The organism is Stenotrophomonas sp. 22DLJC03 (assembly GCF_056861405.1).
Window position 1 is genome coordinate 765350 of record NZ_JBSPUG010000003.1, and the last position, 18784, is coordinate 784133.

An 18784-nucleotide genomic window follows, 5' to 3' on the forward strand; every position below is an offset into this window, starting at 1 on the left:
GAACCCCCTCATGACGATCAATAGAACCACTCTCCACACCGGCCTGGGCCTGGGAGTGCTGGCCCTGGCCATCGGCGCCTGGCTGCTGCTGCGCGATGGCAGCCACCAGGCCACCAACAACGCGTACGTGGTGGCTGATTACACGTTGGTCGCGCCGAAGATTCCCGGCTTTGTCAGTGCCGTGGAGGTGGAGGACAACCAGTCGGTGAAGGCCGGCGACGTGCTTGCCCGCATTGACGACCGCGACTACCAGGTAGCACTGCAGGCGGCCCGTGCCGACCTGGCCAATGCCCGTGCACAGCTTGCCAACGCGCAGGCCGCGCTGGCCCAGCAGGACTCGCTGATCGAACAGGCCAGGGCCAACGTCGATGTCAGCCGTTCCGAATTGACCTTGGCCAGTGCCGACCAGCAGCGTTACCGCGAACTGGCCCGTGACGGCGCCGGTACCGTACAGAACGCACAGCAGGCGCAATCGAAGCAGGCCGTGGCCAGTGCGCATCTGCAGCAGGGCCAGGCCGCGCTGTCGACCGCACGCCAGCGCACCGACATCCTCAGCGCGGGCGTGCAGGCCGCGCAGGCTGCGGTGCAACGCGCAGAAGCGGCGCAGGCGCGCGCCGAACTGGATCTGTCGCACACCGTGCTGCGTGCACCGATCGATGGCGTGGTCGGTCGTCGCGCAGTGCGCGTGGGTGCCTACCTGACCCCGGGTACGCCGGTGGCTGCGGTGGTGCCGCTGAAGCGCGCCTTCGTGGTCGCCAACTTCCAGGAAACGCAGATGACCCGCATGCAGGCCGGCCAGCAGGTCGAACTGAAGGTGGACGTGTTCCCGGGCAAGCCGCTGCGCGGGCACATCGACAGCATCGCACCGGCGACCGGCGTCACCTTCGCCGCAGTAGCGCCGGAAAACGCCACCGGCAACTTCACCAAGGTGGTGCAGCGTATTCCGGTGAAGATCGTGCTGGAGCCGGGCCAGCCGCTGCTGGAGCAGCTGCGTGCCGGCATGTCGGTGGAAGCCAGCGTTGACCTGGGGAGCGGCACGCGTGCGCAGAGTGCGCAGCGCGAACAGGGCCACAAAGGCGAGGAGGGTGCATGAGCGCGGTCACCGTGTTCCGCACCTTCGTTGCGGCCAGCGTGTGCACGGTCCTGGCTGCCTGCACGATGGGGCCGGACTTCGTGCGCCCGCAGGCGGAACTGCCCAGCGACTGGCAGGGTGAGGCCGTCGCCGGCAACGCCATCGACCAGGACGCGGCCTGGTGGGCCGGCTTCGATGATCCACTGCTGGGCCAGCTGGCCAGCCAGGTGCTGGCGGCCAACCTGGACCTGCAGCTGGCGGCCAACCGCGTGCAGCAGAGCCGCGCCGCACGCGGCATCACTGCCGCTGATCGCCTGCCCAGCGTCAGCGCGAGCGCCAGTGGCGTGCGCGCACGCAACAGCGAAGTGGGCCTGAATGATCCATCCGGTAATGGCGGCCGTGATGACTATGGGCTGTTCCAGACCGGTATCGGCCTGAGCTGGGAACTGGACCTGTGGGGGCGCGTGCGCCGACAGGTGGAAGCGGCCGATGCACGCGTGCAGATGGCGGAGGAGGATGCACGCGCGGTGCGCATTGCGCTGCTGGCGGAAACCGCGCGTGACTACCTGCAGCTGCGTGCGACACGGCAGCTGCTGTCGATCACCGAGGACAACCTCAGCATCGCCCTCGACATGAAGCGCCTGACCGAGGCACGCCAGCAGCAGGGCGTTGCCAGCACGCTGCAGGTGTCCAGCGCGTCCGCGCAGGTGGCATCGCTGCAGGCACGCATCGCGCCGCTGCGGCATCGTGAATCGCAGTTGCGCAATGCGCTGGCGTTCCTGCTGGCCCAGCCGCCGCAGGCGCTGGACGCGCAGCTGCAGGATGCACGCCGTGACTGGCCAGCGTTGCCGACCGTAGCGGTGGGGCTGCCCAGTGAACTGGCCGAGCGTCGCCCGGACATCCGTCGTGCCGAAGCGGCACTGCATGCGGCAACGGCCGGCATCGGCGTGGCCAAGGCCAGTTTCCTGCCGCGCATCACCTTGAATGGCGACGCTGGCTTCCAGGCCAAACAGCTGGATGATCTGGACGGCTGGAACGCGCACCGCTTCAGCATGGGGCCGTCGATCAGCGTGCCGATCTTCCAGGGCGGCCGGTTGAAGGCCAACTTGGCGCTGAGCAAGCTGCAGCAGCAACAGTCGTCGCTGCAGTTCCGCCGCACCGTGCTGCAGGCCTGGCATGAAGTGGACGACGCCATTGATGGCTACAGTGCCGAGCAGCAGCGCACGGTGCAGCTGCACGTGGCGGTGGATGAGAGCGAGACCGCACTGGGTACGGCGCGTCGGCAGTACCAGGCCGGTGTGGTCGACATGCTGGATGTGCTGACCACCCAGCGCATTGCGCTGGACAACCAGGCCGCGCTGGCCAAAAGCCAGGCCACCGCCGCGATCGCGCGGGTGGAGCTGTACCGCGCGCTGGGCGGTGGCTGGTAGGGAAATGGAAACGCCGGGCCATGCCCGGCGGTTCGTCGGTAGTTGCCAACCTTGGTTGGCAGCTTTTTTCAGAAGCGCCAATCAAGGTTGGCATCTACCAGAGCATGGCCTCAACGCACGTCGCGCAGCTCCCAGTGGCTGCCGGCGAGCAGGCGCAGGCGTTGCTTGAACACGTCACTGTCGATGCGGGTGGTGGCGACCAGGTTGATGCGCAGGTCCTTCTGCTCACCGGTCACGGTGGCCTCCGGATCGGTCACGCCCCACTGCGGTTCCACCGCATCCGGGTCGGGCTGCTTGGCTTTCCAGCGCTCGAACAGCGTGCCGCTGCGCAGGGCATCCTGCAGTTCTTCGGCGAAGCCGGCCGCACCCTGCGAATGGAAGGACAGGTCGGGGTCGTTACCGCGGGCCTTGGACGGGTCGGGCAGGCTGATGTGGTACTGCGCAGGCATGGAGTTCTCCTTGAAGTGTGGAAAGGCTGGCACAGTCGCGGTGGAATCGATGTGCAGATACCAGCCTGCGTTGGCCCTCATTCAAACCGATGCGGCCCATCGGCGAAGCCCACGGTGACCGCGCCCTTGCCGACGTTGACCATGCCGGTCAGGCTCATCACCGATTCGTACACGGTCACGCCATGGGTGGCGCAGATTTCCTTCAGCTGCGCGTAGCCGGGCAGGGTGCGCAGCTCGTCCAGCTCGCCGCCGTAGCTGACGCACACCGTGGGTGTCATCAGCCCGGCGCGCACGCGCTGGCCGACCACCGCGAACAGCTTTTGCACGGCGTTGTCGAAGCCCTTGATCTTGGCCACCGGCCCGGTCTCGCCGCGGTAGCCATGCAGCACCGGCTTGATGTCCAGCGCGCTGCCCAGTGCGGCGCTGAGCAGGCCGACACTACGGTCGCCCTTGTGCCGCGCACGCGCGCGCATGTAGTACAGGTCACGGGTGACCATGTAGCCGTGTACGTTGCCAGCCAGTTCCTCCAGCCGCTCGCGGATCTGCTGCACGCTGGCATTGCTGTCGCGCAGGCGCACCGCTTCCACCGCCGTCACCGCCTGGGCGGCGAACAGGTTCTGGGTGTCGAGCACGCGCAGCGCGAACGGCGAGTTGTAGCCGGCCGCCTGACGCACCGGCTTGTAGTCGTTGAGGATGGCGAAACTGGCCTGCAGCGCGTTGTCGTGGATCGGGCTACGGGTCTTGGTGATGGTCATGCAGAACACGTGGTCGTAATCGATCACCAGCTGCTGCAGGAACAGGTCGCGGATCTGGTTGACGCTGAAGGGAATGGTCTCCGCTTCAGCACCGTGCTCGGCCACATGCGCATGCAGGAAGCTCAGCGTAGCCTGCTCATCGCGGTGATCGGCCAGCACCGCTTCGCCGATCCGTACGGTGATCGGCAGCAGCACGATGTTGTGTTCGGCAATGAAGGCCTGCGGCAGGTCGCAGGCCGAGTCGACGACGATTCCGATGCGCATCCGCGGCTCCCCCTCCAGGGCGGTTGTAGGTTCGGAAACGTGAAATCTATCTCAAATCCCAGCCAGGCGCGCGAGGGAAACGCGCCACGCCCTGTTCAGCGACTGCGCTGCACCGCCACCGGCAGGCTGGCCAGGCGCTGCCATTCGGGCTGCTGCAGCAGGCCAGGATCGGCCAGAACCGCGGCCATCAGCGGGTGGGCGTCGTTGCCCCAGAACAGTTCCCCGTCGATGGCCAGGGTCGGCACACCGAACACGCCGGCGCTGATCGCGGCCTCGGTATTGCGCCGCAACTGCTCCTTGACCGCCGGTTCGGCGATGGCCGTGGCGACATCATCGATGCCCAGCCGGGTGCCGGGCTCGCGCAGCGCCTCGGCGCTGTCGGCGGCATTGCCGTCGCGCCAGATCCAGTCGAACAGCACGTCCACCGCCTGCGCGCTGGCGCCGGCGGCCAGGCACAGGCGCAGGGCGGACAACGGGTTGAACGGATGACCCGGCGGGAAGCGCAGCGGCGTGCCCTCGGTCTGCGCGGTCCACAGCAGCTGGCGGTAGATGAAGCGCCGCTTGGCCGGAATCTCCGCGGGTCCGAGGTTGCCCAGGTGGTGCAGCACCGCACCGAAGGCGATCGGCACGGTCTGGATCTGCGCGAACTGCGGCAGCTGCTTCAGCTTCTGCCAATGCAGGTAGGAATAGGGCGAGATGAAATCGAAATACCAGCGCAGTGTGGCCATCGGTGTGTCCTCGTGTGCGGTCAGGGCTGCGCGTTGCGCTGCAGGTAGCGGTCGCGCAGTTCGGTCTGCCGTGAGCGCATCGGCATTGCACGACCACCCAGCCAGACCTGCTCGGCATAGTGCGCCACGTCCAGCGGGTCGCCTTCCCACAGCACCAGGTCGGCACGCTTGCCGGGTTCGATGCTGCCAATCTGGTCGGCCACGCCGAACGCCTGCGCCGGTACCCGGGTCAGGCCGGCCAGGCCATCGGCCCAGGGCAGGCCATTGGCCACCGCATTGCCGGCCAGCTGGCGCATCTTGCGTGCGTTGTGGCTGGCGTCGCCGCGCTGCACGAAGGAGACCGCTACGCCGGCACGCTGCAGGCGCGCAGCGTTTTCCAGGGTGGCACCGATCTGGTCGAAGCTGGCGGGCAGATTGGACAGTACGTCGACGAACACCGGCACGTGCGCAGCGGCCAGTTCCGGGGCCACCTGCCAGGCTTCGCTGGCGCCGGAGATGGCGATCTTCACTTTCTCGCGGGCGGCCCAGCGCAGCAGCTGGCGGATGTCGGCGGCACGGTCCACTTCCACCACGATGCGGCCCTTGCCGGCCAGGTAACGGCTGAGCGTGCGGCGCCCGGCGGGGGTCAGCAATGCATGCGGCGAGTCCGCAGCCACTTGGCCACGCGCCTCGTCGATCATCTGCTGCAGCAGCATCCACTGTGCGGCGCGCGAATGACCGGTCAGTTCTGAGGCCGCTGCGCCGATGCGCAGGAACAGCGCGCGCGGACCGATCGGGTCGATGCTGCCATCCAGCCGCATCACGCCGCCCTGGCCCGCCACGAAGCCACCGCCGGTGGCTGCCCCCAACGCAGTGAAGCCGATGCCTTCCAGCCGCGTGACCGGAATCAGCACTGAGGCCGGGTTGTAGGCGAGGGTGACGTCGAATTCCGGCCGCAGCGGTTGCTCGCCGATCTTCAGCGAACTGTCCACCGTGCTCGATTCACCGGAAACTTCTTCGATGCCGGTCTCGGTGATGCCGCCGAACAGTGCAGGCGTCAGTGGGCGGCCATTGGCCTCGACCACGGTGGCGCCGGCCGGTGCCGACAGGCCGTTGCCCACCGCGCGGATGACGCCACCCTGCACCAGCACATCGGCATTCTGCAGGCTGCCGCGCGCGCTGGCGGTATGCACCGTCGCGTTGCGCACCAACAGGTCCTGCGCCGAGGCTGCGGTTGTCATCAACAACAGCGCAACCAAGGTAGCGCCGGGCCATGCCCGGCGGCGCTTGTTCAACACGCCCATCAGCGCACCTCCTGGCCAAGCTGGAAATCGGAACGCGGCGTTGCTCGCGGCGCGTTGCGGTCGTACAGGCGTCGGCCATCGACGAAGACCTGCTCGGCCAGTGCGTACGAACTGAAGGGATTTCCATTCCACACCACCACGTCGGCCATCTTGCCGGCCTCCAGGCTGCCGGTCTGGCCTTCGATGCCCAGCGCCTTGGCGGCGTTGGCGGTCATCCAGGTGATGGCACGTTCGGGCGTGATCTCCGGCATGCGTGCGCGTCGCGCGGAGGCCATCACCTTGGCGGCTTCCTGGTTCAGGCGCTGGATGCCCTCGGGTGAATCGGAGTGGACGATGGCGCAGCTGTTTTTCGGGCGGTCGACCAGCGCGATGTTCTCCGGGATACCGTCGAAGGCTTCCATCTTGAAGCCCCACCAGTCGGCCCACAGCGCACCGCAGACGCCGTCGGCAGCCAGCCGGTCGGCCAGCTTGTAGGCCTCCACGCCGTGGTGGAACGCAGCGACCTTGAAACCGAACTCCTTGGCCAGGTCGAGCATGGTGGCCATCTCGTCGGCGCGGTAGCAGTGGATGTGCACGCGGATGTCGCCTTCGATGGCGCCGGCCAGCGTGTCCAGCTTGAGATCGCGCTTGCCGCCGGCATCACCGGCACTGTCGCCCTTGTCACTGCCGAACCAGCCCTTGCGCTTGGCCGGCTTGGGCTTGTTCTTGGCGATGTAGTCGGCCGCATCGATGAAGGCCGCGCGGTAGCCGGCCACGTTGCCCATCCGCGTGGCCGGGGTCACGCCCTTGCCTTCGCCGTAGACCCGTTTCGGGTTCTCGCCGCAGGCCATCTTCAACCCCCACGGCGCACCGGGGAATTTCATGGCCTGGTAGGTGATGGCCGGGACGTTCTTCAGGGTCACGCCGCGGCCACCCACCAGGTTCGCCGAGCCTGGCAGCACCTGCATGCTGGTCACGCCGCCGGCCAGTGCGGTGGCGAAGCCGGGGTCCTGCGGCCACACCGAGTGTTCGGCCCAGACGTTGGCGGTGACCGGTGCGGTCATCTCGTTGCCGTCGCTGTGCGCGCCAACCCCCGGGCTGGGGTACACGCCCAGATGCGAGTGCACGTCGATCAGGCCCGGGGTCACCCACTTGCCCTGCGCGTCGATGCGGGTGATGCCGGGGTCGGCCTGCAGCTGGCGGCCGACCGCGACGATGCGGCCATCGCGCAGCAGCACGTCGGCGTTGTCCAGGCGCTGGCCGGTGCCGGTCAGCACGGTGGCGTTCTGGATCAGCACTGGCGCATCGGGATGGGCCTGGTAGGTGCTGGGGTAGGGATCGGCGACGAAGCGCGAGGCGCCCACTGCCGGTGCCGTGCTCAATGAAAGCAGCGCCAATGCCACCCCGGCGTGCAACAACGTCGATGCCATGCAGTTCCCCTCGCGGCGTAGTCCAGCCGCCGACGCTAGCCGGGCGGTGGCGTGCTTGCCAAGTGACCTTCTTCACATGGTGGCATGCGGCTGCTCGACGGCATCGCCCGGCTGGCCGAAAATAGCCGGTCCCCCGCCGTACCGGACCGTCCATGAAGAGCAAGCAGGAAATCGTCGACAACTGGCTGCCGCGCTATACCGGCGTACCGCTGGACCAGTTCGGCCAGCACATCCTGCTGACCAACTTCGGCGGCTACCTGCATACGTTCTCGGAGCTGACCGGTGCGCCGGTCATCGGCCTGGACCGGCCGATGGCCAGTGCCACCATCGATGGCATCACCATGATCAACTTCGGCATGGGCAGCCCCAACGCCGCGATCATCATGGACCTGCTGTCGGCGGTGATGCCCAAGGCGGTGCTGTTCCTGGGCAAGTGCGGGGGCCTCAAGCGCAAGAACCAGCTGGGCGACCTGGTGCTGCCGATCGCGGCGATCCGCGGCGAGGGCACCTCGGGCGACTACCTGCCGCCGGAAGTACCGGCGCTGCCGGCCTTCGCGCTGCAGCGTGCGGTCTCGACCATGATCCGCGACCTCGGCCACGATTACTGGACCGGCACCGTCTACACCACCAACCGTCGGGTATGGGAGCACGACGAGGCCTTCAAGGAGCGGCTGCGGGCAATGCGCTGCATGGCCATCGACATGGAAACGGCTACGGTGTTCGCCGCCGGCTTCGCCAACCACATCCCCAGCGGCGCGCTGCTGCTGGTTTCGGACCAGCCGATGATCCCGGACGGAGTCAAGACCGAGGCCTCCGATGCCAAGGTCAGCTCCCAGTTCGTGGAAAACCATATCCAGATCGGCATCGAGGCGCTTAAGCTTATCCGGCGCAACGGCAAGTCGGTCCGCCACCTGCGCTTCGACGAATGATGATGAAGGCCGGGCGCGGGGCGTCCGGGCCTGGGAGTAGGTAATGGACGTTGCCGCGCAAGTGGTGGAATTCTGGAAGGAGGCGGGCCCTGCGAAGTGGTTCGCCCGCGACGACGCGTTCGACGCGCAGTTCCGCCAGTTGTTTCTGGATGAGCATTTCGCAGCGGCGTCGCGCGCGCGCGAACATTGGCTGGGCAGTGCCGAAGGGGCGCTGGCCCTGATGCTGCTGCTGGACCAGTTTCCGCGCAACTGCTTCCGTGGTACCGCGCATTCCTATGCGACCGACGGCCTGGCGCGGCACTACGCCACGCGTGCCATCGAGGAAGGCCTGGATCTGCAGCTGGTGCCCAAGCTGCGCGCCTTCATCTACCTGCCGTTCGAACATTCCGAGGATCCGCTGGACCAGGACCGCTCGGTGGCGATGTTCGACGTGCTGGGTGACAAGGAATACCTGCAGTACGCCGAACTGCACCGCGACATCATCCGCCGCTTCGGCCGCTTCCCGCACCGCAACGCGGTGGTTGGCCGCATTCCGACGCCGGAAGAACTGGACTACCTCGCCGAAGGCGGGTTTGCCGGATAAGAAAAAGGGGACGGAGGGGATCAAGTCGTTTGAGGCACAAACGACTTGATCCCCTCCGTCCCCTTTTTCAGTGCCGATCAGTACTTCGGCACGCCGTTGTCCACGTCTTCCGACCAAGCGTTGATGCCGCCGGTGACGTTGAACACCTTGGTGAAGCCCAGCGCGCGGAACTGCTCGGCCGCCTGTGCGCTGCGGCCGCCGTGGTGGCACATGAAGGCCAGCGCGGTGTCCTTGGGCAGAGCTTCCAGTTCGGCGCGGCCGTTGCCGTCGAAGCTCTTGAACGGCACGCCGACCGCTGCGATGGCGCGCTCATCGGCCGGGCGCACGTCCACCAGGGTGATGTTGCCGGCACGCACCAGGTCGTCGGCATCACGCACGCTGATTTCCTGCACCGGCTTGGGCGCGTTCGGGTTGTCGATCGCCAGGCCCTTGCCGCGGATGTCGTCCACCCAGTCGATGGTGATGCCATTGGCGCGGCGGGCGCTGGCCAGGTCGAACTGCACGCGCAGGCCGTTGGATTCGGCGGCAATCGCGCCTTCGTCGTGCGGGGCCAGCTGGAAGTTCGGCTGGAAGCCGGCGTCGATGCTCAGCTGCAGGGCGGCGCCCGGGGCGTCGGCCAGCGCGCCCTTGAGCATTTCCACGGCGGCCGGGGTGACGGTGATGTTCGGCGGGGTGCGGTCCGGCGCGGCCAGGCCGAGCACGCTGCTCAGCTCGCCGCTGGCGGCCATCTGCAGCACGATGTCGCTGCCGCCGACCAGTTCGCCGTCGATGTACAGCTGCGGGATGGTCGGCCAGTCGCCATAGGCCTTGATGCCTTCACGGATTTCCTGGTCGGCCAGCACGTTGACATGGGCGAACTCGATACCCAGGTCCTGCAGGGCGCCCACGGCCTTGGCCGAGAAACCACACTGCGGCATCGACGGCTGGCCCTTCATGAACAGCACGACGCGGTTGTCGTTGAGAATGGTTTCGATGCGCGAACGCAGGGCGGGATCGAGGGACATGGACGTCTGGGTTCCGGGAATTCGAATCGTCAATTCTAACCCCCATGGCATCATGGGGGATGAGCAGCGAAGGAACATTGCATCGCATCCCGGCCCGCCCCTGGCGCTGGCTGCCCTGGCTGGTGGCGTCGCAGATGGTCGTGATCCTGGCCTGGGTGCTGGCCGGCTGGCAGTGGGGACTGCCGCTGCTGGTGGCCAGCCATGCGTTGTTCATGGTGCCGGTGTTCCTGCCCAACAGCTGTTTCTATGCGCCCGTGCTGGCCCGGTTACCGAAGGCCGGAAACACGGTGTGGCTGACCATCGATGACGGCCCCAGCCAGGAAACCGGTGCCGTGCTCGACCTGCTGGACCGCCACCAGGCGCGTGCGACCTTCTTTCTGGTGGGCGCGCGCGCGCTGGCGCAGCCGGAACTGGTGCAGGAGATCCTGCGCCGCGGGCATGACCTGGGCAACCACAGCCTCAGCCACCCGCAGGCCCGCTTCTGGCGGCTTGGCCCGGCCGCGATGCATGCCGAGATCGAGGGCTGCCAGCACGCACTGCAGGCGCTGAGTGGCCAGCCGGTGCGCTGGTACCGCTCGGTGGTGGGCATGACCAACCCGTTCGTGGCGCCGGTGCTGCAGCGGTTGGGACTGGTCCGGGTGGGCTGGAGCGCGCGCGGCTACGACGGGGTCGACTGCACGCCGGACGGCGTGCTGGCACGGCTGCTGCCTGACCTGCGCCCGGGTGCCATCGTGTTGCTGCATGAAGGTGCGGCGCACGGCCACAACCTGGAGATCATCGAGCGCGTGCTGCAGGCGCTCGATGAGCGTGGGTTGAAGGCCGAACTGCCGCCCGGATAACCGGTAGCGCCGGGCCACGCCCGGCGAGCGCAGCGGCATGGATGGAATCCGCCGGGCATGGCGCGGCGCTAGCGGATGCGGTGCGCCACCAGCAGCCAGCTGTTGAAGGGGGTACGCCCGTGCAGCGGCCGGGGGGCCGTCACCTGCAATCCGGCTTCGGTCAGCGTCGCCTGCAGCACCTTTGGATCGGGGTAGTGGCACGGTCGCGTGCCCATCCAGCCAACCAGCCAGGCCAACCGGTCGGCCACCCGGGTGGTGCGGTCGCGGCCATCGCCGGTGGCCAGCGGCGTCCGCAGCAGCAGGCGGCCACCGGGGGCCACCCGCGCACTGGCCGCGCGCAGCAGCGCCTGTTGCGGACCTGCGTCCAGGTACTGCAGCACATCCAGCAGCAATACGTGCCCGGCCCGTGCCGGCAGCGGCGCCTGCAGGTCCAGACAATCGAAGTGCACATCGTGCAGATCGACGGCAGCGCGCCGGGCGCGCGTGATCTTGGCGGCATCCACGTCTACGCCCAGGTAGCGTTGGGTACCGCCACGCTGGCGCAGCACGTGGGCCAACAGGCCCAGTCCGCAGCCCAGGTCCAGTAGCGGCTGCCCGTCGTCAGGCAGGTGCTGCAACACGCCGTCGTACAGGGGGTCGCTGCCGAGTTTGCTGCGGGCGTAGTAGTAGTCGCGGCGGTTGCCCCAGGCCTGCGCTGGACGGAATGCCTCGGCGATCAAGCGAGACTGCGCGCTCGTCAGAGGAGTGCAGGGCAGCGGCGTGCCAGTCCGTGGCATGCCGTCCATCGCTTCAGTCCGTGCCGCCAAGCAGGTGCGCGGCCACCGGCAGTGCCCGCTCGCTCCACAGCGCATACATCCGCGCCGAGGGGTGCAGGCCGTCCTCGGCGATCATCGCCGGATCGGTGCCGCGGTCGCGGCTGATGTCGGTGATATCGACGAAGGCCACGCCCAGCCGGGTGCTGATCACCTCAGCGGCCGCATTGAACTCGTCGGTCTCGATCTCGACCGCGGCCAGGTCACGGCCACTGCCAGCACCGAACGGGGTGGTGCCCCAATCCGGGAAGGACAGCACCAGCACACGTTCGGCGCGGCCGGCAGCAAAGCCGATTGCCCGCTGCAGCAGCGCCTGGAACTGCAGGCGGTACTCGTCCAGCGGTCGGCCGCGGTACTGGTTGTTGACGCCGATCAGCAGGCTGACGAAATCGAACGGGCCCTGCGGCGCGGCTGCGTCGATGCCGGCGTCGAGCTCATCGGTGGTCCAGCCGGTGGTGGCGATGGTCTGTGGCTCGGCCAGGTCCACGCCCTGCGCGCGCAGGGCGGCGGCCAGCTGGTGCGGCCAGCGGCCTTCGACCGCCACCGCTTCACCGATCGTGTACGAATCGCCCAGCGCAAGGTAGGACAGCGCCACGGCTCAGGCCACCGAGCGGCGTGGCTTCAGCGGCACGACCTTGGTCGCGTCCTCGGCACGGCGGGCCAGCACGCGGTCGATGCGGGCGAACACATCGCGCATCACCGAGGCTTCCGGCAGCAGGGTCACGCGGAAATGATGGCGGTAGGGCACGTTGAAGCTGGAGCCCGGCACCACCAGCACGCCTTCGTTGTTCATCAGGTCCAGCGCGAAATCATGGTCGTCGAAGCCCTTGGCTGCGGCACCGACCACGGCCGGGAACGCGTACAGCGCACCGGCCGGCGCGACCAGCGACAGGTGCTCGCTGGCTTCGCAGGCCTCGATCACCGCGCGGCGGGTTTCATACAGGCGGCCACCCGGGGTGCACAGTCCGGAGATGGTATCCGGGCCATTCACCGCAGCATCGATGGCGTACTGGCCCGGCACGTTGGCGCACAGGCGCAGCGCGCCCAGCAGGTCCAGTGCGGCGCGGAAGTCACCCAGGCGCGCATCGTCGCCGCTGAGGTGGGCCCAGCCCACGCGCCAGCCGCAGGCGCGGTGCACCTTGCTAAGGCCACTGAAGGTCAGGCACGGGTGGTCGCCGGCCAGCGGCGCGACCGGCTGGAACACCGCGTCGTCGTACAGGATCTGGTCGTAGATCTCGTCGACCAGCAGCAGCAGGTTGTGGCGGCGCGCGATCTCGACCACGCGTTCCAGCAGCTCGCGCGGGTAGCTGGCGCCGCTGGGATTGTTCGGGTTGATCAGCACGATGGCGCGGGTGCGCGAGGACACCAGCGTCTCGATTTCGCTCGGGTCCGGCTGGAAGCCGTTCTCCGGCGCACAGCGGTAATACACCGGGCGGCCGTCATTGAGGATGGTCGAGGCCGACCACAGCGGATAGTCCGGCGAGGGCACCAGCACTTCGTCGCCCGGGTTGAGCAACGCCCGCAGCGACAGGTCGATCAGCTCGCTGACGCCGTTGCCGACGAACACGCGGTCCGGGTGTGCATCGGGCGCACCGCGACGGGCGTAGGCCGCGGCGATGGCTTCACGCGCTTCCGGCAGGCCCTGCTGGTGGGTATAGGGATCGGTGCGGCCCATGTCATCGGCGATCGCGCGCTGCAGGTGTTCCGGTGCACGGAAGCCGAACGCACCAGGGTTGCCGATGTTGAGCTTGATCAGCTTGCGACCCTGCGCCTCCAGCTCCCGCGCTCGCCGAGCCAGTTCTCCGCGGATTTCATAGCGCACTTCGGAGAGGCGCTCGCGGATGACCAGGGGCTTGGGCGAGGGGGTGGACATGGGCGGTGGGCCGTCGAATGGCATGGGGATTCCATGGTAGCGGAATTGCTGCAGCGCATGGCAAGGCCCCAGGGCTTGCCGTTGTTGGGCTGGCGGGGCACTGGCACAGGTAGAATGGCGGCGATGACCCAGACTCCCGATTTTACCGCCCTGCAGACCATCGGCTGGCCCTGGCCGGGCCCGGCGCAGCAGGCCGAGTGGCAGGCTGTGATGGCCGCCCACCCGCAGGCCCGCCCGGCGCGGGTGATCGAACAGCACCGCACCCACTACGTGGTGGCCGATGGCCCGGATGCGGCGATCAAGGCCGAATCGCTGCCGGAATGGCAGCGCCCGCGCTTCCCCAGCCACGAACGGCCGGCGGTGGGCGACTGGGTGCTGCTGGATGGCATCCGCATCGTTGCCCTGCTGCCGCGGCGTACCGCGATCAAGCGTGGCGCGGCCGGCGAGCATTACCACCAGCAGGTGATCGCGGCCAACATCGATACGGTGTTCATCGTCTGTGGCCTGGATGCCGACTTCAATCCGCGCCGCATCGAGCGCTACCTGCTGCTGGTCGGCGGTGGCGGTGCCGAGCCGGTGGTGGTGCTGACCAAGGCCGACCAGACCGAATACAGCGAGGATGCGCTGGCGGTGCTGGAAGAGCTGGAGATGCAGGGCATCGCCCTGCATGCGATCAACGGCCTGGATGCCGACAGCGTGGCGGTGTTGGAACCGTGGCTGGGCCCGGGCCGCACCGTGGTGCTGGTGGGATCATCCGGTGCCGGCAAGTCGACGCTGACCAACACCCTGCTGGGCGAGCAGCGGATGAAGACCAATGCGGTGCGCGCCAATGACTCGCGTGGCCGCCATACCACCACCCATCGCGCGCTGATGCCGCTGCCGATGGGCGCCTGTCTGATCGACACCCCCGGCATGCGCGAACTGAAGCCAACCGGTGAAGAGACGCTGGCCGAAGGCGGTTTCGCCGATATCGAAGCGTTGGCGGCGCAGTGCCGCTTCAACGACTGCATGCATCAGCAGGAACCGGGTTGTGCGGTGCGTGCGGCGATCGACGCGGGCGAGATTGAAGAAAGCCGGCTGCTGAACTACTTCAAGCTGAAGGAAGAAGTGGCCGCCGCCGCGGCCAAGCTGGCCGTTCGCCAGGCCGAGACCGCGCAGGAGCGGGGTGGCAGGAAGGGCAAGGGGCAGCAGTTCCGCCCGGCCGGCAAGCCGCGTAGGCGTTGATCGGTACTGCGGGGTCGGATCCCATCGCGCGGCAATGGGCTCTGACCCCTGCAATGAAACCCGCCTCTGCCTGCTTCGGGTGGATGCCAACCAAGGTTGGCACCTACCAAAGCAAGGGCAGGGCGCTATAGTCCGCGCATGGAACCGACCGCGACGCTGGACCGTGACGTGGCCCACCATGCAGCGCTCGATGCGCGCCTGGTCGAGGCCGTGGGAGGCATCCGCCTGCTGGGCCTGACCAGCTGGCCGGCAACGCTGCAGGCACCGTTCCTGGACAGCGTGGCGCGTGGCCAGCCGGTGCTGCCGAAGGTGGATTACCCTCGGCTCAACTTCAGCGAAGAGCGCCGCGCGCTGGCCGCGATCGCTGCCGACTGTGACGAGAATCATCCGCTGGGTCACTACGTGCGGCAGTCGGCGCAGAGCTGGGACCTGGCTGCGCAGCTGCTGGAAGGGCTGGGCACGGCTGCGGTCGATACCTGCTCGGTGCAGCTGTTCGGCGCCCCCGAGCAGCCGCTGCCGGGCAATGGCCCAAGCACGCGCGAAGCGGCGCGTCACTTCATCCAGATTGCTGCCGAACTCGATCACGAACTGCTGGCGCCGGAAGAGCAGGTGCCGGTTTCGGCCATTGCCCTGCAACTGCAGCTGCAGAACGATCTGGACGCGTTCTTCGAGTCGCGCATCATCCAGGTGCAGCTCGATCCGGAGCTGGTGTCCAAGGCCGCCGCCGGCCCGACCCGCATCCGCCTGCGCACCAGTGCGCGCTTCAGCGCCTACGACCGCGCGCAGTTGTTCCACCACGAAGCGCTGGTGCATTCGCTGACCGCCTTGAACGGCCGTGAGCAGCCTGTGCTGCCGAGCCTGGCACTGTCCTCGCCACGGGTGACCGCCACCCAGGAAGGGCTGGCGACGTTCGCTGAACAGATCACCGGCAGCATCGACATCGAGCGCCTCAAGCGCATCAGCCTGCGTACCGAGGCAATCGCGATGGCGCGCGAAGGTGCGGACTTCATCGAGGTGTTCCGCTACTTCTGCGATGCCGGGCAGAACCCGGAAGAGAGCTTCGCCTCGGCGCAGCGGGTGTTCCGCGGTGTGCCGCCGAGTGGCGGCCTGGCCTTCACCAAGGACACGGTGTACCTGCGTGGGCTGGTGTCGGTGCATACCTTCTTCCGCCACATGCTGGCCGAGGATCGCCTGCAGGTCTGCCGATGGCTGTTCGCCGGCAAGATGAGCCTGACCGATGCGATTGCGTTCGCGCCGTTGTTCGAGTCCGGTGTATTGAAGCCGCCGCGTTGGCTGCCGCATTGGGTGAGTCGCGCCAACGGCCTGGCCGGCATGCTGGCGTTCTCGCTGTTCGCAAACCGGATACGGATGGACCAGTTGGCGCCGGAATGAAATGCGTTGGCGACTTGTGGCGTCTTGATTGATATCGGAGAGAGCGGGGGGCTTGCGCTGGCCAGGACACGCCGCAAGTACGTCCCTGTAGGCTCGGCCACGGCATCCATGCCGTGGACGGTCCTGGCCAGCGCAAGCCCCCCGCTCCAGACGATTTCCCGCGAGACGGCCAGCAATCCACCAGAGGGATTGCGTTTGAAAAGCTTGAAAAGCAAAGAGCCGGGCATTGCCCGGCTCTTTGCTTTTGCATTTGCTTTCAATTGTCTCCGCGCCGGCGCGGGGAACTGTCCAGCGTGGGTAGGCAGGCCCATGCAGGACCGTGAGGCGCATGGATGCGCCGATCGAGCCCCCATGGATGGGTTTACGGCGTGTCCTGCATGGGCCTGCCTACCCACGCCATGCAGGAACAATCAACGCGCCGCAGCGCCTGCTTCTGACTTAGAACTCCGCCGCCACCGTCATGAACAGCTGCCGCGGTGCGCTCGCATGGATCGCATAACGCGTGCCCTTTGGATCGGTCGGTGCAAACGAGCTCAACTGGCCGGCATAGCGCTTGTTGGTCAGGTTGGTCGCGTTCAACGACACCCGCACGTTGCGCAGGCCCATGCCTGGGCCGAAGTCGTAGCCCGCACCGGCGTCGAAGGTGGTCACGCCCGGCACCGACTGGTCGTTGGTGTAGGTGTAGTAACGCTTGCCGGTGTACTTGGCACGCAGGCTGGCAAAGAAGCCATCGCGGTTCCAGCTGATTTCACTGGAGGCCATGCGCTGCGGCGTATCCACGGTGATCTTGCCGGCCACCGGCACCACCGCGCCGCCGGACAGGTAGTCGTCCTCGTAGGTGGTCTTGTTCCAGGACAGCGCGTTGTACCACTGCAGGCCGTCGATCGGCTTGAGTATGAAGGTCAGCTCCGCGCCGTGGCTCTTCACCGAACCGACGTTGATGAAACGGGTCACGCACTCCGGGCGCGTGCCGACTTCGATGCTTGAGCACGGGTTCAGCGACAGCAGGCGGTTGTCGAACTTCACGTTGTAGGCCGCGATCGACGCCTGGTACTTCTCACCGAAAGTACGGAAACCGGCTTCCAGGCTCTTCGACTTCTCCGGCTCCAGGCCGGCGCTGGCCGCGAACGATTCCGGCGACACCTGCAGCGGGCCGCCGCTGCCACCGCCGACGAAGGCAGCGATGTTCTCGGCATACGAGGCGAACAGCTCGTTGTTGGCGTTGAGCTTGAAGCCCAGGCCCAGCTGCGGCAGCACCGATTCCTTGGCAGTCAGCGTGCCCGAGGCGATGCTGGTTTCCACACCCGGGTTGGCGGTGGCGCGCATGCGGGTGTTCGGGCTCTTGATGCCGACGTCCACGGTCAGGCGCTGGTCGAGGAAGCGCATGCGGTCCTGCACGTAGAACTGGCGCGTGCGGATGTCGAAGTCCTGGTTGAACAGCAGGCGGTCCGGGTTCTTCAGGTACAGGTCGTCCAGGAAAGGACCGCTGATGTAGTAGAAGTTGCGCGAGACGTTATGGTCGTTCTGCTCGTACCACAGGCCGGCTTCCAGCTCGTGGATGCCCACCGTCCACGACAGCGCGGCAGTCAGGCCGTCGCGGTTGATCGTGTAGTTGGTGCTGCGGATCGAGATCGGCAACATCTTGTCGGTTCCCGGGTAGGACGGCTGGCCCGGTGCCCACCAGTGGCCCTGGCCACGGTTGTCATGGTGGTAGGCCAGCAGCTTGAGGCGGCCCTGCTCACCGAGGCGCAGGTCGGCATCGACCGAATAGAGGTTGTCGTCGCGCAGTGCGCGGCTCTGGTAGTAGGCATCGTCGATGCTGTTGACGCCACCACTGAACTTGCACTTGCTGCGGTCCAGCGTGCCCGGTGCGCAGTATGCGGCGGCGACGGCGCGCTCCCAGTCCGGCGCGTAGATGTTCCAGTCATAGCCCAAGCCTCGCGCCAGCATATCCTTGGACAGGTAGGCGTAGTTGGCCTGGCTGGCGCGCGAGGTCGCGACGAACGCACCGAAACGATGGTCGCCCACGTTCCACACCGCCTTGGCATTGAACTGGCGGGTGGTCTGGTTCTGGTACGGCGCGGCCCACATGTCCTGGTCCTGGTGTACGCCGGAGACGTAGGCCGAGAAGCCGTTGATGTCGCCGGTGTCCACGCGCAGGTAGCCGCGGCGCTGGCTGTTGTCGCCAACGGTGACGCTGGCGCGGCCACCGAACTCGGTCGACGGGTCCATCGAGAAGTACTGGATGGTGCCACCCAGGTTGCTGGTCGAGGCCACGCCCAGCGAACCGATGCCCTGCGACAGCTCTGCGCCGGCCAGGTTCTCGGCGATGATCGCGCGGGCAATGCTGAGGCCGTTGTAGTTGCCGTAGCTGTTGTCACCCAGCGGGATGCCGTCCAGCGTGTAGCCGAGGCGACTCTTGTCGAAGCCGCGCAGGCTGATGGTCTGCGACTCCTCGTTGGCACCGAAGGCATCGTTGGACTGCACCGACACGCCTGGCAGGCGGTCGAGGATCTTCTGGCCGCTGGTGCCCGGCGGCAGCACCTGCTTGTCCACCGTGGTGATGCGCTGCACCTGGCGGGTCTCGCCCTGGCCGATCACGGAGACAGTATCCAGCGTCTGCGCGCTCAGCGCGGCATCGGTGCTGGTGCCGGTATCGGCGGCGGTGGCGGCATGGGCGCTGGCGGCGGAGAGCGCGATCGCCACGGCGATCGTCAGGTGTCGGGTCTGCATGGTGG

Annotated in this window: 17 protein-coding genes; 7 read left to right on the top strand and 10 right to left on the bottom strand. The window is 67.4% G+C overall.

What is annotated here, in order from left to right:
* The first annotated feature begins 10 nt into the window (after window positions 1-10).
* Window positions 11-1093, top strand: coding sequence for an HlyD family secretion protein (locus tag AC13GA_RS14205; RefSeq protein WP_482998390.1), 1083 nt, complete (start codon window positions 11-13; stop codon window positions 1091-1093).
* On the top strand, window positions 1090-2502 hold the full coding sequence (locus tag AC13GA_RS14210) for an efflux transporter outer membrane subunit (protein ID WP_482998391.1): 1413 nt from the start codon (window positions 1090-1092) through the stop codon (window positions 2500-2502). Before AC13GA_RS14205 ends, AC13GA_RS14210 begins: the two co-directional genes overlap by 4 nt.
* A 110-nt stretch (window positions 2503-2612) precedes the next feature.
* Here the strand turns inward: AC13GA_RS14210 and AC13GA_RS14215 are convergent, their stop codons facing one another.
* From AC13GA_RS14215 to AC13GA_RS14235, 5 genes are all read right to left on the bottom strand, one after another.
* Window positions 2613-2951: a hypothetical protein gene (locus tag AC13GA_RS14215; RefSeq protein ID WP_005410998.1), complete on the bottom strand. Its 339-nt coding sequence runs from the start codon at window positions 2949-2951 to the stop codon at window positions 2613-2615.
* A 77-nt stretch (window positions 2952-3028) separates the two neighbouring features.
* Window positions 3029-3970: a DegV family protein gene (locus AC13GA_RS14220; protein WP_046983004.1), complete on the bottom strand. Its 942-nt coding sequence runs from the start codon at window positions 3968-3970 to the stop codon at window positions 3029-3031.
* Between the two features lie 95 nt (window positions 3971-4065).
* Window positions 4066-4698: a 2-hydroxychromene-2-carboxylate isomerase gene (locus AC13GA_RS14225; protein WP_447782544.1), complete on the bottom strand. Its 633-nt coding sequence runs from the start codon at window positions 4696-4698 to the stop codon at window positions 4066-4068.
* 20 nt (window positions 4699-4718) lie between these two features.
* On the bottom strand, window positions 4719-5981 hold the full coding sequence (locus AC13GA_RS14230) for an amidohydrolase family protein (RefSeq protein WP_478474043.1): 1263 nt from the start codon (window positions 5979-5981) through the stop codon (window positions 4719-4721).
* Window positions 5981-7390 carry an amidohydrolase gene (locus tag AC13GA_RS14235; protein WP_337302182.1) on the bottom strand — a complete coding sequence of 470 codons (1410 nt, stop codon included), beginning with the start codon at window positions 7388-7390 and terminating at the stop codon, window positions 5981-5983. Before AC13GA_RS14235 ends, AC13GA_RS14230 begins: the two co-directional genes overlap by 1 nt.
* 152 nt (window positions 7391-7542) lie before the next feature.
* Between AC13GA_RS14235 and AC13GA_RS14240 the strand changes: the two genes are divergently transcribed.
* Together AC13GA_RS14240 and AC13GA_RS14245 are read left to right on the top strand one after the other, a co-directional pair.
* Window positions 7543-8319 carry an AMP nucleosidase gene (locus AC13GA_RS14240; protein ID WP_005414446.1) on the top strand — a complete coding sequence of 259 codons (777 nt, stop codon included), beginning with the start codon at window positions 7543-7545 and terminating at the stop codon, window positions 8317-8319.
* 43 nt (window positions 8320-8362) lie between these two features.
* Entirely contained in the window at window positions 8363-8902 is a 540-nt protein-coding gene (locus tag AC13GA_RS14245; protein ID WP_046983008.1) for a DUF924 family protein, read from the top strand.
* Window positions 8903-8979: 77 nt separating this feature from the next.
* On the opposite strand, the gene grxD is transcribed toward AC13GA_RS14245, so the two are convergent.
* Complete coding sequence (gene grxD, locus AC13GA_RS14250) at window positions 8980-9906, bottom strand: Grx4 family monothiol glutaredoxin (protein ID WP_046983009.1); 927 nt, start codon at window positions 9904-9906, stop codon at window positions 8980-8982.
* 59 nt (window positions 9907-9965) lie between these two features.
* On the opposite strand from grxD, the gene AC13GA_RS14255 reads away from it, so the two are divergent.
* A complete protein-coding gene (locus AC13GA_RS14255) occupies window positions 9966-10745 on the top strand; it encodes a polysaccharide deacetylase family protein (RefSeq protein ID WP_046983010.1) in 780 nt (259 codons plus the stop codon).
* Between the two features lie 68 nt (window positions 10746-10813).
* On the opposite strand, the gene AC13GA_RS14260 is transcribed toward AC13GA_RS14255, so the two are convergent.
* From AC13GA_RS14260 to AC13GA_RS14270, 3 genes are read right to left on the bottom strand one after another with little or no spacing between them, the layout of a single operon-like run.
* Entirely contained in the window at window positions 10814-11530 is a 717-nt protein-coding gene (locus AC13GA_RS14260; RefSeq protein ID WP_295381536.1) for a methyltransferase domain-containing protein, read from the bottom strand.
* Window positions 11531-11534: 4 nt separating this feature from the next.
* A complete protein-coding gene (locus tag AC13GA_RS14265; protein WP_046983012.1) occupies window positions 11535-12152 on the bottom strand; it encodes an SGNH/GDSL hydrolase family protein in 618 nt (205 codons plus the stop codon).
* 3 nt (window positions 12153-12155) lie between these two features.
* Window positions 12156-13430 carry a pyridoxal phosphate-dependent aminotransferase gene (locus AC13GA_RS14270; protein ID WP_046983015.1) on the bottom strand — a complete coding sequence of 425 codons (1275 nt, stop codon included), beginning with the start codon at window positions 13428-13430 and terminating at the stop codon, window positions 12156-12158.
* Between the two features lie 114 nt (window positions 13431-13544).
* Between AC13GA_RS14270 and rsgA the strand changes: the two genes are divergently transcribed.
* On the top strand, window positions 13545-14654 hold the full coding sequence (gene rsgA, locus AC13GA_RS14275) for a ribosome small subunit-dependent GTPase A (protein WP_426355188.1): 1110 nt from the start codon (window positions 13545-13547) through the stop codon (window positions 14652-14654).
* Between the two features lie 138 nt (window positions 14655-14792).
* The gene (locus AC13GA_RS14280) at window positions 14793-16046 is read left to right on the top strand and encodes a flavohemoglobin expression-modulating QEGLA motif protein (RefSeq protein WP_295382282.1); all 1254 of its coding nucleotides are present in this window, start codon (window positions 14793-14795) and stop codon (window positions 16044-16046) included.
* A gap of 438 nt (window positions 16047-16484) precedes the next feature.
* Here AC13GA_RS14280 and AC13GA_RS14285 read toward each other — a convergent pair whose 3' ends face one another.
* Window positions 16485-18779 carry a TonB-dependent receptor gene (locus AC13GA_RS14285; RefSeq protein WP_482998392.1) on the bottom strand — a complete coding sequence of 765 codons (2295 nt, stop codon included), beginning with the start codon at window positions 18777-18779 and terminating at the stop codon, window positions 16485-16487.
* Window positions 18780-18784: the final 5 nt, after the last annotated feature.

Coding starts and splice junctions, on each gene's coding strand:
- AC13GA_RS14280 (WP_295382282.1), top strand. CDS start 14,793: ATGGAACCGACCGCGACGCTGGACCGTGACGTGGCCCACCATGCAGCG.
- AC13GA_RS14225 (WP_447782544.1), bottom strand. CDS start 4,698: ATGGCCACACTGCGCTGGTATTTCGATTTCATCTCGCCCTATTCCTAC.
- AC13GA_RS14230 (WP_478474043.1), bottom strand. CDS start 5,981: ATGGGCGTGTTGAACAAGCGCCGCCGGGCATGGCCCGGCGCTACCTTG.
- AC13GA_RS14240 (WP_005414446.1), top strand. CDS start 7,543: ATGAAGAGCAAGCAGGAAATCGTCGACAACTGGCTGCCGCGCTATACC.
- AC13GA_RS14235 (WP_337302182.1), bottom strand. CDS start 7,390: ATGGCATCGACGTTGTTGCACGCCGGGGTGGCATTGGCGCTGCTTTCA.
- grxD (WP_046983009.1), bottom strand. CDS start 9,906: ATGTCCCTCGATCCCGCCCTGCGTTCGCGCATCGAAACCATTCTCAAC.
- AC13GA_RS14285 (WP_482998392.1), bottom strand. CDS start 18,779: ATGCAGACCCGACACCTGACGATCGCCGTGGCGATCGCGCTCTCCGCC.
- AC13GA_RS14260 (WP_295381536.1), bottom strand. CDS start 11,530: ATGGACGGCATGCCACGGACTGGCACGCCGCTGCCCTGCACTCCTCTG.
- AC13GA_RS14255 (WP_046983010.1), top strand. CDS start 9,966: ATGAGCAGCGAAGGAACATTGCATCGCATCCCGGCCCGCCCCTGGCGC.
- rsgA (WP_426355188.1), top strand. CDS start 13,545: ATGGCGGCGATGACCCAGACTCCCGATTTTACCGCCCTGCAGACCATC.
- AC13GA_RS14245 (WP_046983008.1), top strand. CDS start 8,363: ATGGACGTTGCCGCGCAAGTGGTGGAATTCTGGAAGGAGGCGGGCCCT.
- AC13GA_RS14270 (WP_046983015.1), bottom strand. CDS start 13,430: ATGTCCACCCCCTCGCCCAAGCCCCTGGTCATCCGCGAGCGCCTCTCC.
- AC13GA_RS14215 (WP_005410998.1), bottom strand. CDS start 2,951: ATGCCTGCGCAGTACCACATCAGCCTGCCCGACCCGTCCAAGGCCCGC.
- AC13GA_RS14210 (WP_482998391.1), top strand. CDS start 1,090: ATGAGCGCGGTCACCGTGTTCCGCACCTTCGTTGCGGCCAGCGTGTGC.
- AC13GA_RS14220 (WP_046983004.1), bottom strand. CDS start 3,970: ATGCGCATCGGAATCGTCGTCGACTCGGCCTGCGACCTGCCGCAGGCC.
- AC13GA_RS14205 (WP_482998390.1), top strand. CDS start 11: ATGACGATCAATAGAACCACTCTCCACACCGGCCTGGGCCTGGGAGTG.